General features: G+C 68.5%; 13 protein-coding genes. 9 read left to right on the top strand and 4 right to left on the bottom strand.

What is annotated here, in order from left to right; genetic code table 11:
• Positions 1 to 673 precede the first annotated feature (673 nt).
• Genes ACLLJJ_RS21735 through ACLLJJ_RS21725 form a run of 3 tightly spaced genes read right to left on the bottom strand, consistent with a single transcriptional unit; the run spans position 674 to position 2,431 of the window.
• Positions 674 to 1,588, bottom strand: coding sequence for a M56 family metallopeptidase (locus ACLLJJ_RS21735; RefSeq protein WP_434594123.1), 915 nt, complete (start codon positions 1,586 to 1,588; stop codon positions 674 to 676).
• Positions 1,585 to 1,953 carry a BlaI/MecI/CopY family transcriptional regulator gene (locus ACLLJJ_RS21730; protein ID WP_434594120.1) on the bottom strand — a complete coding sequence of 123 codons (369 nt, stop codon included), beginning with the start codon at positions 1,951 to 1,953 and terminating at the stop codon, positions 1,585 to 1,587. Before ACLLJJ_RS21730 ends, ACLLJJ_RS21735 begins: the two co-directional genes overlap by 4 nt.
• On the bottom strand, positions 1,937 to 2,431 hold the full coding sequence (locus tag ACLLJJ_RS21725; RefSeq protein ID WP_434594117.1) for a hypothetical protein: 495 nt from the start codon (positions 2,429 to 2,431) through the stop codon (positions 1,937 to 1,939). The genes ACLLJJ_RS21730 and ACLLJJ_RS21725 overlap by 17 nt, the downstream gene beginning before the upstream one ends.
• Positions 2,432 to 2,587: 156 nt before the next feature.
• Between ACLLJJ_RS21725 and ACLLJJ_RS21720 the strand changes: the two genes are divergently transcribed.
• From ACLLJJ_RS21720 to ACLLJJ_RS21680, 9 genes are all read left to right on the top strand, one after another.
• Complete coding sequence (locus ACLLJJ_RS21720) at positions 2,588 to 3,031, top strand: DUF6153 family protein (protein WP_434594114.1); 444 nt, start codon at positions 2,588 to 2,590, stop codon at positions 3,029 to 3,031.
• Positions 3,032 to 3,125: 94 nt separating this feature from the next.
• The gene (locus ACLLJJ_RS21715) at positions 3,126 to 3,788 is read left to right on the top strand and encodes a DUF305 domain-containing protein (protein ID WP_434594111.1); all 663 of its coding nucleotides are present in this window, start codon (positions 3,126 to 3,128) and stop codon (positions 3,786 to 3,788) included.
• A 130-nt stretch (positions 3,789 to 3,918) separates the two neighbouring features.
• Positions 3,919 to 4,782, top strand: coding sequence for a F510_1955 family glycosylhydrolase (locus ACLLJJ_RS21710; RefSeq protein WP_434594108.1), 864 nt, complete (start codon positions 3,919 to 3,921; stop codon positions 4,780 to 4,782).
• A 468-nt stretch (positions 4,783 to 5,250) separates the two neighbouring features.
• Entirely contained in the window at positions 5,251 to 6,288 is a 1,038-nt protein-coding gene (locus ACLLJJ_RS21705) for an NlpC/P60 family protein (RefSeq protein ID WP_434600480.1), read from the top strand.
• A 194-nt stretch (positions 6,289 to 6,482) separates the two neighbouring features.
• Positions 6,483 to 6,899: a DUF6153 family protein gene (locus ACLLJJ_RS21700; protein WP_434594106.1), complete on the top strand. Its 417-nt coding sequence runs from the start codon at positions 6,483 to 6,485 to the stop codon at positions 6,897 to 6,899.
• A gap of 759 nt (positions 6,900 to 7,658) precedes the next feature.
• The gene (locus ACLLJJ_RS21695) at positions 7,659 to 8,813 is read left to right on the top strand and encodes a PLP-dependent cysteine synthase family protein (RefSeq protein ID WP_434594104.1); all 1,155 of its coding nucleotides are present in this window, start codon (positions 7,659 to 7,661) and stop codon (positions 8,811 to 8,813) included.
• Entirely contained in the window at positions 8,810 to 10,108 is a 1,299-nt protein-coding gene (locus ACLLJJ_RS21690) for an MFS transporter (RefSeq protein WP_434594102.1), read from the top strand. The genes ACLLJJ_RS21695 and ACLLJJ_RS21690 overlap by 4 nt, the downstream gene beginning before the upstream one ends.
• An 88-nt stretch (positions 10,109 to 10,196) precedes the next feature.
• Complete coding sequence (locus ACLLJJ_RS21685) at positions 10,197 to 11,423, top strand: DUF1015 domain-containing protein (protein ID WP_434594099.1); 1,227 nt, start codon at positions 10,197 to 10,199, stop codon at positions 11,421 to 11,423.
• A 53-nt stretch (positions 11,424 to 11,476) separates the two neighbouring features.
• Entirely contained in the window at positions 11,477 to 12,211 is a 735-nt protein-coding gene (locus ACLLJJ_RS21680; RefSeq protein WP_434594096.1) for a hypothetical protein, read from the top strand.
• A gap of 241 nt (positions 12,212 to 12,452) precedes the next feature.
• On the opposite strand, the gene ACLLJJ_RS21675 is transcribed toward ACLLJJ_RS21680, so the two are convergent.
• Positions 12,453 to 13,031, bottom strand: coding sequence for a TetR/AcrR family transcriptional regulator (locus ACLLJJ_RS21675; protein ID WP_434594093.1), 579 nt, complete (start codon positions 13,029 to 13,031; stop codon positions 12,453 to 12,455).
• Positions 13,032 to 13,092: the final 61 nt, after the last annotated feature.

Genomic DNA, 13,092 nt, shown 5'->3' with positions numbered 1-13,092 from the left:
TGCTGTGACGGCTGGTTGTACGGCATGGTTCCCCCCAAGGAACGCGATGAAGGAAGCCGACCATAGCGGATACACCGCTGAATACTGGGCAGTTTCGCCAGATAGAGGATCCTGGCAAAACTGCAATCTCAGAGACGGTCGCGGCGGAGACGCTCAACCGAGAAGAGGATGACAGCCTCGATCAGCCCGACGGCGCATAAGAGGGCGGCCCGTCCGGGAAGTCATGGTCGGAGACCTTTCTTGAAGTCCGGTCCAGATCTGAGCGCGTCGTGCCGGCACGGCCGCTCACGCATCGCTCACGCATCAAGGCTCAGTGACTCGCGTTGCGGCCCAACGCGCTTTCTCAATGTTCGTCCGGGGGGTTCGGGGAAGGTCAGGACGTTCTGGCCTGCGGCGCAGGTAGGGACCAGACGGGAAGCGGTCGGCGCTGGAGTGGGATGAATGCAACCAGGCACGGTGACAGCGGCCGGCTCGAATTCCCCGTGTAGCCAACTCCGGGTTCATGGACAGTAGTCAGCGGTGGAACACCGACTGCGCTCCACGGGTGGACGACACCCCTGCGCCCGTGCCGGGCGGTGCGCGGCACGCGCGGATGATCACGATCCCGTCACCCAGGAAGGTGGGAGGCCTCCCGGTGAGGCGTGTTCCCGTCCTGCCACCGGGCGCGAAGGATTCAGACCGTCGGCCCGCAGGCGACGAGCAGTGGCAGCAGCGGCGCCGCGACCGAGGCCGTCACAACGCCGAGCCACGTCGCGCGGTGGGGCCTGTCGTGCGGAGTGAGGACCCTGTGCAACCGGATGAGAGACCCGGGGCCGCCCGCACCCATCGCCGCCTGCGGGGCACGGGCGTCCGCGACCTCGCACATGGCCGTCGCCAGCACCTCACGGGGATGGAAACGCAGCGCCCGGTCGTCCGCGACCATCTCCAGCAGCAGGGTGATCTGCTCCTTGGCCTGCCGGGCGAGCGGCAGGCCGGGGAAGGCGCGAGCGAACGCCTCTGTCACCACATGGAGCACATCGTGACGACCCGCGATGTGGGAACGCTCGTGTTCCAACACGGCGCGCAGTTGCTCATCGGACAGGACGTCCAGCGCGCCTCGGGTCACCACAATGCGGCAGGAGCGACCCGGAAGGCAGTAGACGGCTGGTACACCGTGCTCCACCACAGTGGCGCCGTACTCCGGAGCCGGAGTTCCGACCAGGGTGAGCAAGTCCAGGTGGCGCCGCCGGGCCCGACGGGTCCGCCAGGCCGTGCGCACCAGCCAGCCCACGGGGAGCAGCACGATCGCCGCCGGGGCCAGGAGACCCGCAGCGTCACCGAGAGTGGGCGTTGAGCCGCCCGCCGGGTCGCCCGTGGCCAGGCCGCATACGCTGAGCAGGCCGACGATGCCGTCGTGCACATGCTCCTCGGTCAGGACCAGGTGGTAGAGCGCCAGCGCAGTGGACACGACGAACGTCACCATCAGCCCCAGCCAGGCAAGGACCCCGACGATCGGGGCGCGGTGGGCCCACCGCGCCCGCGACAACGCGTACGGCGCCGCGGCGCCCACCAGGATGGCGTATCCGGCCAGCACCACCGCTGTGATCACGCGTCGCTCCGCCTCTTCGCCGTCCGCAGGGCCGCGCGCAGGGAGTCGGCCTCGTCCGGCGACATCTGCTCGACAAAACTGACCAGGGCTCCGGCCGGGTCCGGATTGCTCCCGAGGGCCTCCTGCATGAGCGCCGCCGTGTACTGCTGACGCGTGCAGGTGGGCTCGTAAATCCAAGCCCTGCCCTCCTTCTCGCGCCGGAGCATGCCCTTGCCGTACAGGATGTCGGCCACGGTCTTGACCGTGCTGTAGGCAATGGGGCGCTTCTTGTTGAGGTCGGTCAGCACGTCGCGCGCCGTCGCCGGCCGCCCCCAGGCCCACAGGCGGTGCATGATCTCCGCCTCGAGCTCACCCAGCTGACGCACGACCGCTCCTTTCGCTCCCGGAATGCAAAGCCTCCGGTACCAGTGACCCTTCATCGTAGTCTTCGGTTCCACCCGGATCAGGGCTGCTCGGCGCGGGGCATGCGGCGGCGGTACGCAGCCGCCGTACGAGCGCGTGCGCCAGAAGCGCCAGCGAGGCGACGGCGAGGAGCGGCTGGGCCGGCGCCCAGTACGACAGGGCTCCGCTGACACCGAGCGCCAGCACCACCAGTTTGTTGCAGATCGGACAGCCCACCGCGAAGGCGGAGAGCAGACCCGCGAACAATGCCCGTCTGCCCCGGGGGCCGGAAGCATCAGGGGTCGCTCCCCCCGCATACGTCGCGGCAAGGAGGCCCATCAGCAACGCCGAGGCCGCCCACACCGGATAGTTCCACCACAGCACCGGCGTCATCCGGCTGTAGTACGGACTGGGGGCGACTCCGGTTGGTACGCCGATCGCGACGCCAGCGACGAGAGCCACGGCCACTGCCACTGTCCACTGACGTGGCGTCCAGATGCGCATGCGCCCCCTCTCTGCCGTATCGGATAATGCCAAGCAGCTTAGTAGAAGTATCGTTGCGAGGTCCCGGGGGCGGGCTCCGCTCCTCTTGGGTACTGTCGACGGTGGAGGTCAGCTGTGAGCACGAGCAGGCGTGTACGAGCGGGTGGTGCCCTGGGGCACCTCCTGCTGGTCGTCGTGCTCGCGCTCGGCGTGTTCATCATGCATACGACCGGCCACCCCGACGAAGGATCCGGCACGAGCACGGCGGCGCACGCCTCCGCTATGAGCGCGGCGCCCCAGCCGCACGCCCCCATGGAAGATCTCGCGGCTCCGACTGCCGCCCCCGACATGACAGCGGTCAGCTCGTCGTCCGCGACCGGGCCGGTCATGAACATGGACATGGCCTCGCTGTGCGTGGCAGTGCTCACTGCCTGGGCACTCGCCGCCCTGTTGCGGGCTGCGCTTCTACGGCGGCCAGGGTGGCTGGTGAGCGTTCTCGCCGAGGCCGTCGTCATGCTGCGGCCCAATCCTCCGCCGCGCAAACCCGATCTCACCCAGCTGTCGATCCTGCGGATATAGGCCGGACCGTCCTCGCCGGGCGCGCACTGTGCGCTGCCCGCGAAGCCGCGTACGCCAACAGATCCGCAGAACCGACACATGAGGTGTATCGACCATGAGCTCCATCAAGCGCGCCCTCCGCCGACCGCCGCACCGCCGCCTTGCGGCCGTGGGCATCGTCGCCGCGGGGGCCCTTCTGCTCTCCGCCTGCGGAAGCGACGACGACATGAACGGCATGGACCAAGGGAGCAAGAGCGCCTCCCCCACAGCCTCGCAGGAGGCCGGGGCAAATCCCGCGCCGGGCGCGTTCAACGACGCGGACGTCATATTCGCCCAGGGGATGATCCCGCACCACCAGCAGGCCGTGGAGATGGCCCAGCTGGCCGACGGCCGTGCCTCCGACGCGGAGGTCAAGACCCTGGCCGGGGCGATCGAGAAGGCCCAGGACCCGGAGATCAAGACCATGCAGTCCTGGCTCAAGGCCTGGGACAAGCCAGGGGCCGCCGACGAAAGCATGCCGGGCATGGACCACGGCTCGGGTGGCATGGACGGGATGATGTCCGAGAAGGACATGAAGGACCTCACGGCCTCCAAGGGCACGGACTTCGACAAGAAGTTCGCGCAGATGATGATCGAGCACCACACCGGCGCGATCACCATGGCCGAGGGCGAGCAGAAGAACGGCAGCAACGCGACGGCCAAGAAGCTCGCCGGCGAGATCGTCAAGACGCAGACCGCCGAAGTCGGGCAGCTCAACAAGATCCTCGACCGGCTCTGACCGCCGCCCCGCGCACCCCGGTGCGGGCCTTCCCACGGGAAGGCCCGCACCGGGCCCGCACCCTCCCACCTGGCGCGACGACCGTCACGGACGCGTCACTCCGGGTATGCACGCACCCGATGAGGACCGCATGAAGAAGCAGTACTTTGCCCTCGCCGCTTCGGCGGCTCTCGCTCTCACCCTCGCCGCCTGCTCCGGCAACGGCGACAGCGCGGAGGGCGGGTCCGGCCCGACGGCCATCAGCCACATCCACGGGCTCGGCATCGACCCCGTAGAGAAGAAGCTCTACGTCGCCACCCACGAGGGGGTGTTCACTCCGGACAAGCACGAGAAGCCGCAGCTGGTCGGTGATAGCAAGGACGACTTCATGGGCTTCACCGTGGCCAAGGCGAAGACCTTCCTGGCCAGCGGCCACCCCGCGCCCGGAAGCGACGGACCCGGCAACCGCGGGCTGATCGAGAGCACCGACGCCGGCAAGACCTGGAAGACCAAATCCCTCGCGGGCGAGGTCGACTTCCACGCCCTGGAGTACGCGCACGACACCATCTACGGCTACGACAGCACCAACGGCATGCTGCGCGTCAGCAAGGACGGTGCCAGCTGGGACGACCGTGCCAAGCTGCAGGCCCTGGACATCGCGGTCAGTCCCGACGCCCCGGACGTAGTCCTGGCCACCACCGCCGAGGGTATCGCCAGGAGCACCGACGGCGGCAAGACTTTCGCCACCGGCAAGCAGCCGGTCATGGCCTTCGTGTCCTGGGCGGCGAAGGACGCGCTGTACGGCATCGACACGGCGGGCGGGCTGCACCGCAGCTCGGACGGCGGGACCAACTGGGTCAAGACATCCACCGTCCCGGGCGGCGGGCCCCAGGCATTCACCGCCGTCGACGCCCAGCGGCTTCTGGCAGCCACCCAAGACGGCGTCTACGAGTCGAAGGACGGCGGAAAGACTTTCAGCAAGCGCCTCGCCGTCGAGTCGAGCAGCGGGCACTGAACGGCCGGACGGGCCGCGCCGGGATCGCAGTTGGCCCGGCGCGGCCCTGCGCCCATGAGCACGGCCCCGCGCGCCGAGGCGCACATCTGTCCGCGGCTGCCTGCGGCTGCCTGCGGCTGCCTGCGGCTGCCTGCGCGGAGCCTGAACCGGATCTTGCGTCGATGTGAGCCGCCGAGGGACTCCGGAGGATTGCTCATGGACGAAATCACCTCTCGGAGCAGTGATACCCGCGCTCTTCATGCCGTCACCGCCGGTCCGCACCGGAGCGATGTGTCTCTTCGTGGGTGAGCGGCATCACTTGGAATCGAACGTTAAACTGCTTAGTATTCACGCGGTTCTCCTCACGCCAGAGCCAGCCAGGCCCCGGCGCCTCGGAGGGAGCCGTCCGTGTCCGCAACGCCTGAACTACGCCAGAAATGCCAACACGGCTCTGGGAAGGCGGCCGAGAATGAAGGAGCTGGCCCCATCGTGGCGTCCCACCGCCGTCCCAAGCCACCCCGACAGACCTACGCCACCGTGCTCACGGCCACCGCCGTAGCCGCCGTCGCACTGTCGGCTCAACCCGCTTCAGCCGACCCCGTCCCCGACCCGACGCAGAAGGGCGTAAAGGCCCAGGTCGATCGCCTCTATGAGCAGGCCACCCAATCGACCGAGAAGTACAACGGCGCGAAGGAGAAGGCCGACGCGCTGCAGAAGAAGGTCGCCGCTCTGCAGGACACCGCGGCCCGCAAGCAGGTAGGCCTCAACGAGCTGCGCAATCGCGTGGGTGCGATCGCCGCGGCCCAGTACCGCAACGGCGGTATGGACCCCTCTGTGCAGTTGCTCCTCTCCTCAGATCCGGACGCCTTTCTGGAACAGGCAGCCCTCACGGACCGGGTCAGCGACCGCGAGATGACCGTTCTCCGGCAATTCCAATCGCAGCAACGAGAGCTGGCCCAACAGCGCACACAGGCTTCCAAGATGCTGGAGGACCTGCAGGACATCCGCGGCGGCTTGGGAAGCAAGAAGAAGCAAATCCAGGGCAAGCTGGCCGCAGCCCAGAAGCTCCTCAACACGCTCTCCGCCGCTGAGAAAGCGAAGATCGCCGCAGAGGAGGAACGCGCGAACCGCGCCACCCCCCGCACGGATCTGGGCAACGAGGCCAGTGCGTCTCAGCGGGCCGCCGCAGCCTTTGCCGCCGCCAAGAGCCGCGTTGGCATGCCCTACGTATGGGGCGCGACGGGGCCGGGCTCCTTCGACTGCTCCGGCCTGACGTCCTGGGCGTTCAAGCAGACCGGCGTCTCCATACCCCGTACCTCCCAGGCACAGGCCAACGCCGGAACCCGGATCAACTCCCTGGGCGACCTCAAGCCCGGCGATCTCATCATCATGCGCGGCGACCTGAGCCACGTCGGGTTCTACGCCGGCAACGGCCAGATACTTCACGCGCCCAAGCCTGGCGCCCAGGTTCGCTACGAGTCGATCGCACGAAGTGGCATGCCCTTCATGTGGGGCGTCCGCATCTGACGTCACCACATACCCGTTGAACAAATAGCCCCGGCAGATTCCACTCAAAATGCCACTGGAGCCATGCGCTTCCCCTGGCGCCAGCCCTTCGGCCCTGCACGCCCGCGTCTCCGAATCCCTCATATTGGCCAATTCACACAGTGTTCAATCGAGTTGATTGCGCAATACGCCTGTGATGAGGCTACGATCACGGCATGGTTACGGCCCTCCGGACTTCGCGCCTGTTCCGGGCCCGCTCTCACGTGGCGGGCCCGCTACAGGTGTTCTGGCTGGCCGCGCTCCTTCTAGGGCTGCTGTATACGCACGGCGTGAGCGCCGAGAGCGCCGCAGCCCATGGCTCCCCCGGCGGCACCACCACGACGGCGATGGCGTCGAGCCCGCACGCCGACCACGAAGTTGCACCCGCCCACCACGGCGGCGGCGAGGCGGAACACGCGGCAGAGAGCTGTGTGTCCGGCCAGCCCCAGCAGGGCGCTGACCTGCCCGCTCCTTGTGCGAAGCCCCTCGACTTCTCGCGGCTCACGCACGTCCGCACCCTCGCCGTCGATTGGTCGACAGAGGCCGGTTCGACCTCTGCCACACGGAGAGATCCGGCAATCCTGCGGATCTAGACCGACCCTTTCGAACTGGTCGCCGCCGATTCGAGCGCACCTCAGTCCGGCCTTTCTGCCGCCGGCCAGGCGCGACCAGTTCCGGGTGCCCTTTTAGCCGCACTTCCTGCTCTTGTAGTCCCGCGATAAAGGGCAAGCGGCTCATCCTCGGCATCTTCCTGTCGTCCGACTGACCCCTGCCTGCCGCCTTTACCGGGTCTCCGGCCATGCGGCTCCGTACGGAGCACTGTGACGCACACCCCTTCTTCCGCTCTGCCCTCGCGGCAGCCCACCTCCATTTCCGCATATGTGAATACCCGGGTGTCAGCAACGGCGATCGCACGGTCCCTGCGGCTGCGCCGCCGACTGGGGATCGTCCTGGGCGGACTCCTGCTCCTGCTGCTCAGCTGCCCCCTTCCGGCGTACGGGGACAGCCACTCCCCTGCGGTACGAGAGGCGTTGACCGCGCCGGTCGAGGCCGTCCCGTCCGACGCTCCGGTGTCGCACCATGGCCCGTCCTGCCGGCTCCTCGCCCGCAGCCGGACGGATGCCCCGCACCGAGAGTCGGTTCTTGCGCTTCCTTTGGCGTCCATGACAAGTGCGTTCCCGACCCCGTGGTTCCGGCCGCCGAGGACTCGCGTGCCACCCGCTCCGTACGCGCCGCTGAGCGGACAGAGAGCTCTCGCCCAGGTCTGCCGGTGGCTCATATAGGCCTCGCCCTCGTGTGCTTCACGCGAGATGAGCTGCCCGCATTCCCGTACAGCGACTGAAAGCGAACCCATGCGCCCTCAGACCTCCACGGTCTCCACCCACTCCTCCGCCCCCCACACCGGACCGGGCCTCGGCTGCTCTCCACAGGCCGCCCACAGCCTGTCCGGCCTGGTCGGCAACACCCCGCTACTGCATGTCTCCGAGCCGCTCGCCTCGGCCGGACGCGGGTTCTGGGCCAAGCTGGAGGGCTTCAACCCGGGCGGTATCAAGGACCGCCCCGGCCTGCACATGGTCGAGCGAGCGCGCGCCCGTGGCGAGCTGCTCCCAGGCGGCAGGATCATCGAATCGACCAGCGGCACCCTCGGGTTGGGGCTCGCCCTGGCCGGCATGGTCCACGGGCACCCGGTGACTCTGGTCACCGACCCGGGACTGGAGCGGTCGATGACCCGGCTCCTGACCGCCTACGGCGCCCAGGTCAACATCGTCTCCGAACCGCACCCGACCGGCGGCTGGCAGCAGGCCCGCCGCGACCGCGTGACTCAGCTGCTGGAACAGCACCCCGGATCCTGGTGCCCGGACCAGTACAACAACCCCGACAACACCACGGCCTACACCCCGCTGGCCCTTGAACTCGCCTCCCAACTGGGCCACATCGATGTCCTGGTGTGCAGCGTAGGCACCGGCGGCCACTCCGCCGGCGTGTCCCGGGTGCTGCGTCAGCTCTACCCGCAGCTGCGGGTGATCGGGGTCGACACCATCGGATCGACGATCTTCGGGCAGCCCGCCCGGACCCGGCTGATGCGCGGTCTCGGATCGAGCATCTACCCGCGCAACGTCGCGTACGACACCTTCAGCGAGGTCCACTGGGTGGCCCCTTCGGAAGCGGTGTGGACCTGCCGGCAGCTGGCCACGTCCCACTACGCCACCGGCGGCTGGAGCGTGGGCGCGGTCGCCCTGGTGGCCGGCTGGCTGGCACGGACCGAACCCGCGGACACCCGGATCGCCGCGATCTTCCCGGACGGGCCCCAGCGGTACCTCGGCACGGTGTACGACGACGACTACTGCGCCGCGTACGGCCTGCTGGACTCGCCCCCGTCCGTCGAACCGGAGGTGGTGGGCCGTCCCAACGAGAAGGAAGTCACCCGCTGGACGCGGTGCACCGATGTGGTCGACCCGATCACCCTCGCCGAGGACGCCGAAGCCGCCACGGAGGAGAGCCGGTGAAGGGCACGATCGCACAGGTGCGCTCGTACGAGCGCAGTGTCCAATTGTTGATGGTGAACCAGTTCACCATCAACCTGGGCTTCTACATGCTCATGCCGTACCTCGCTGCCCATCTGTCCGGGACCCTCGGTCTCGCCGGCTGGCTGGTTGGATTCGTCCTGGGCGTACGGAACTTCAGCCAGCAGGGAATGTTCCTGGTCGGCGGGACGCTGGCCGACCGGTTCGGCTACAAGCCCCTGATCATCGCCGGATGCGTACTGCGCACCCTGGGCTTCGCCACGCTCGCCTTGGTGGATTCCCTGCCCGCGCTACTGGCCGCCTCCGCGGCCACCGGATTCGCCGGAGCACTGTTCAACCCGGCGGTCCGGGCCTACCTCGCAGCGGATGCCGGGGAGCGCCGGGTGGAGGCCTTCGCCCTGTTCAACGTCTTCTACCAGGCCGGAATCCTGCTCGGCCCACTGGTGGGCATGGTGTTGACCGGCGTCGACTTCCGCATCACCTGCCTGGTCTCGGCCGGGATCTTCGCGCTGCTGAGCATCGTGCAGATCCGCGCACTACCAGCGCGCCATGCCGACGACAAGACAGTGCGCGAGAACGGTAAGCGCGAGAGCGTGCTGGCCCAATGGCGCTCAGTGGTGGCCAACCGGCCGTTCCTACTCTTCTCAGCCGCCATGATCGGCTCGTACGTGCTCACGTTCCAGGTCTATCTCGCACTGCCCCTGGAGGTACGACGCCTGGGCGGCGACGGTCAGTTCGGTACCGGGGCGGTGGCCCTGCTCTTCGCCGTGTCCGGGCTGAGCACGATCCTGCTCCAAACGACGGTGACCGCGTGGTGCAAGGCGCGGATGGAACCCGGGCGCGCGCTCACCTGGGGGCTGGCCATCATGGGGCTCGCGTTCCTGCCGCTCCTTGCGGCCACCGCGATTCCCGTACCGAAGGGCGGGATCGGCCTGTGGCTGCTGGCGGCCACCCCTCCGGCGCTCGCCGCGCTGCTGCTCGCGCTGGGCACGATGATCGCGTACCCGTTCGAGATGGACACCATCGTCCGGCTCTCCGGCGATCGCCTCGTCGCCACCCACTACGGGCTCTACAACACCATCTGCGGGATCGGCATCACCCTCGGAAACCTGCTCACCGGCGCGGCACTTGACGCCGCCCGGGCGGCGGGCATGTCCGCGCTGCCGTGGTTGGTGCTGTTGGCGCTCGGCCTGGCCTGTGCCGCGGCCCTCTACGGACTGCATCGCACCGGCCGCCTCGCACCAGTCGAGCCCGAACCCCAGCCCGTGACGGTCTGAGCCAACCGGCCGCGTGGCGGGGAGGGCGGGCGACTTCACATCGCCCGCCCTCCCCGCCCAGCCGTGCTCACATTCCCAGGAGCGTTCGATGCCCACGCCTGCCCTACCGGGCCCAAGCCCTTTGCTGCTACGCCCCTTTCGAGGGGTCCGCTACGCCCCCTACCGTGTCGGGGACCTCTCCGCCATGATCTGCCCGCCGTACGACGACATCGGCCCAGCCCGGGTCCGGACCCTCCGGTCCCGGCCCCACCACATCACGCGGCTCCTCCACACCCGCGATCCACTGGCCGTAGCCACCGAACTGGAACGGTGGCTACTCCGTGGCGTACTCGTCCGGGATCGCCACCCCGCCCTCTATATCTACCAACAGCACAGCACCGAGGGCGTTCTGCAACGAGGCGTGATCGGCATCTTGGATCTGCCCCGCACGGGAGAGAGGACCGTCCTTCCGCACGAGGCCGTTCAGCCACAAGTGGTCAAGGAACGGGCCGTACTCATGGCCGGCTTGCGCGCCCAGCCGGAACCACTGCTGCTGACCTACCACTCCACCGTGCCTTCGGCGGCAGAAGTCATCGAACGCGCCACCCGGCGGCCGCCTGTGGCCATCGCCCGGACCGGGGCGATCACACACACGCTCTGGACCTGCACCAGCCTCGGCGAACAGGCCGTAGTCGCCGAGGAACTGGCCGGGCAGCAAGCCCTCATAGCTGACGGCCACCATCGCTACGCGGCTTGTCTGGGCCTCCGCGACCAGTACGGCCCTGGCCCCAGCCCCTGGCAGAGCTGCCTGGCTCTGCTGGTCGACACCGCTTCCTACCCGCTGCGGCTTTCCGCGATCCATCGCATAGTCCCTGGCCTCGAAGCGGAGAAGGCCGCCACGGCTGCCGCCGAAGTCGCCCGCGTACGGCCATTGCCCGACGGGCCTCGCCCGCCGAGGCCCGGGGAATTGGTGCTCACCGGCGGTGGGCGAGCCTGGACGGTCACCGATCCCGATCCGCGCGCACTGGGCGAGGCGCTCGCCGGACGCCCGGCACAGTGGCGCGATGTGCCGGCCGCCGTCACCGATGACTTGCTCCTGGCCCATACCTGGTCAGTGCAGGATCTTCCCGGCGCCGTACGCCACGTTCATGGCGCGGACGAAGCAGCCGCCGCCGTGGCCGGACCCGGCAGCGGCACCGCCGTGCTGCTGCCGGCGATGACCGAGACCGCCGTGCGGCAGATGGCCGGCTCGGGCGTCCTGCTGCCCCGCAAATCCACCTCGTTCGGCCCCAAACCGGCCGTCGGCCTGGTGCTGCGCGTCCTCGACGGACAGTAGTCCGGAAACCCTGCCCCTCTTCATTCCTCTTCTCCTCCTCAGAAAGGCCGACCTTGTCCTCGCCCCAACTCCTCGACCGCCCCGCAACCGTCACCGACGAGCCCGCCCCAAGACCCGGCCGCGCGGCCATGCGCAAAGCGCGGTCTCACCGATTCCGGCGGCAGACGCCCCTGCTGGCTCGCTACCTCGGATACGTGGGCTACTTCGTCGGTGCGGGACTCATCAGCGGCGCCGTCGTACATCACCCGCTCGATCCGGCCCGGTACACACAAATAGCCGGATGCGGCGTGCTGGTCTTCCTGGCCGCGACCGTACTCAACGAATTTTTCCTCGCGCGCCACCGCCCCGCCCTACCGCGCATGCTCCAGATCATCGGCGCCTCGCTGATGCTCTCGTTCGGTATCGGCATGCTCAGCGGGGGCCTGCAGCACTTCGACGACTTCCCCGACCGGGCCGCCATACTCGTGCCCCTCGGCATCACCGTCTCCTTCATCGCCTTTGTCCTCAGAGACGCGGAAACTTCCTGGCGGCGCATCTTCAGTCCCGTAGGAATGGCCGTCCTGGTCACCGCGCTCATCACCTTCGCGGGGCTGCGCCAGCTCGCCGCCGGCATCAGCGAACAGCCTGAAGGGGGCGGACACAGCCACGGCAGCGAGGAGCCTGCCGAACATGCTGAGCCGACGGCTGGGGACGGGCAGAACGAAAACTCCACGACGACCCCCGCCCCGCAAACCCCAACGTCCGCGAGAACACCTGGCGCGGGGGAGAAAGAGGGCCACAGCCACTAACCGTTCGGCGGGCTGGGCCCGGGAGTTGAGCCCTCGTTGCCGCTTCTGGGTCCTCGCCCGCTCGGGACCGGTCCGCGAGAACCGGGGCAGCGAATGCGGCCAGCGCACGTCGTACGCGGCGGCGCGAGTACGACGCCCCAGCCCCGCGGTGGTTCTTCGCACGCGCGCCGCACGACAGCCAGCTCTTACTCGCGCCGGACGTCGAGGCTCTGGTCGCCTCGGCGAGTGACATCGGAGCAGTTCAGTTCGGGGGACGCAGCCCGGCAAGAGTGACCGCGACAAGCCTGCGGACCGCGGCTTCGGACGGCAGGCTTCCGGCCGCGGTGAGGGCGTGCAGGCAGTAGGTGGCAAGTTCGTCAGGGGTGACATCGTCGCGGAGGCCGCCGCTCGCCGCGACCTCGGTCAGCAAGTCTCGGAACAGGTCGATGAGTTGCTTCTGTATGTGGGCGACGTGCTCGCCTCGGTGCAGAAGTGCCCCGAGTTCTTCGGTGCCGTGACGCTCGCGGTGGTGACAGATGAGCGCATAGCGTTCGAGTACCGCTTCAAGGCGCTCGCCGGGGCCACCGGGTTGGTCCTGGAGCTCAGCGAGGTGTTCGAGGTGGCCCGCGACGTGACGATCGTGGTACGCGATCAGGATCGCCTCGACGTCGGGGAAGTACTTGTACAAGGTCGCGCGTCCGATGCCGGCCCTCTCGGCGATCTGCGACATCGTCGCCGAGAGCAGTCCGCGTTCGGCCACCAACGCCCAGGTCGCGTCCAGGATTGCCTCACGCACAGCGTGGCGGTGCGCCTCAATCGTCTCATTCCACAGCTTCGGCACCAGCCCAGTGTACACAATGACCAGGATGCGACACCTCGACTTGACCGAGACAAAGTGTCTC

The organism is Streptomyces sp. A5-4 (genome assembly GCF_051131715.1).
Taxonomy (GTDB): domain Bacteria; phylum Actinomycetota; class Actinomycetes; order Streptomycetales; family Streptomycetaceae; genus Streptomyces.
The sequence above is the reverse complement of the archived record's forward strand: the minus strand, read 5'-3'. Positions and strand labels throughout refer to the sequence as shown.

Excerpts from the sequence above, each read along its gene's own strand:
- ACLLJJ_RS21700 (WP_434594106.1), top strand. The coding sequence starts at position 6,483 with ATGGTTACGGCCCTCCGGACTTCGCGCCTGTTCCGGGCCCGCTCTCAC.
- ACLLJJ_RS21710 (WP_434594108.1), top strand. The coding sequence starts at position 3,919 with ATGAAGAAGCAGTACTTTGCCCTCGCCGCTTCGGCGGCTCTCGCTCTC.
- ACLLJJ_RS21715 (WP_434594111.1), top strand. The coding sequence starts at position 3,126 with ATGAGCTCCATCAAGCGCGCCCTCCGCCGACCGCCGCACCGCCGCCTT.
- ACLLJJ_RS21685 (WP_434594099.1), top strand. The coding sequence starts at position 10,197 with ATGCCCACGCCTGCCCTACCGGGCCCAAGCCCTTTGCTGCTACGCCCC.
- ACLLJJ_RS21695 (WP_434594104.1), top strand. The coding sequence starts at position 7,659 with ATGCGCCCTCAGACCTCCACGGTCTCCACCCACTCCTCCGCCCCCCAC.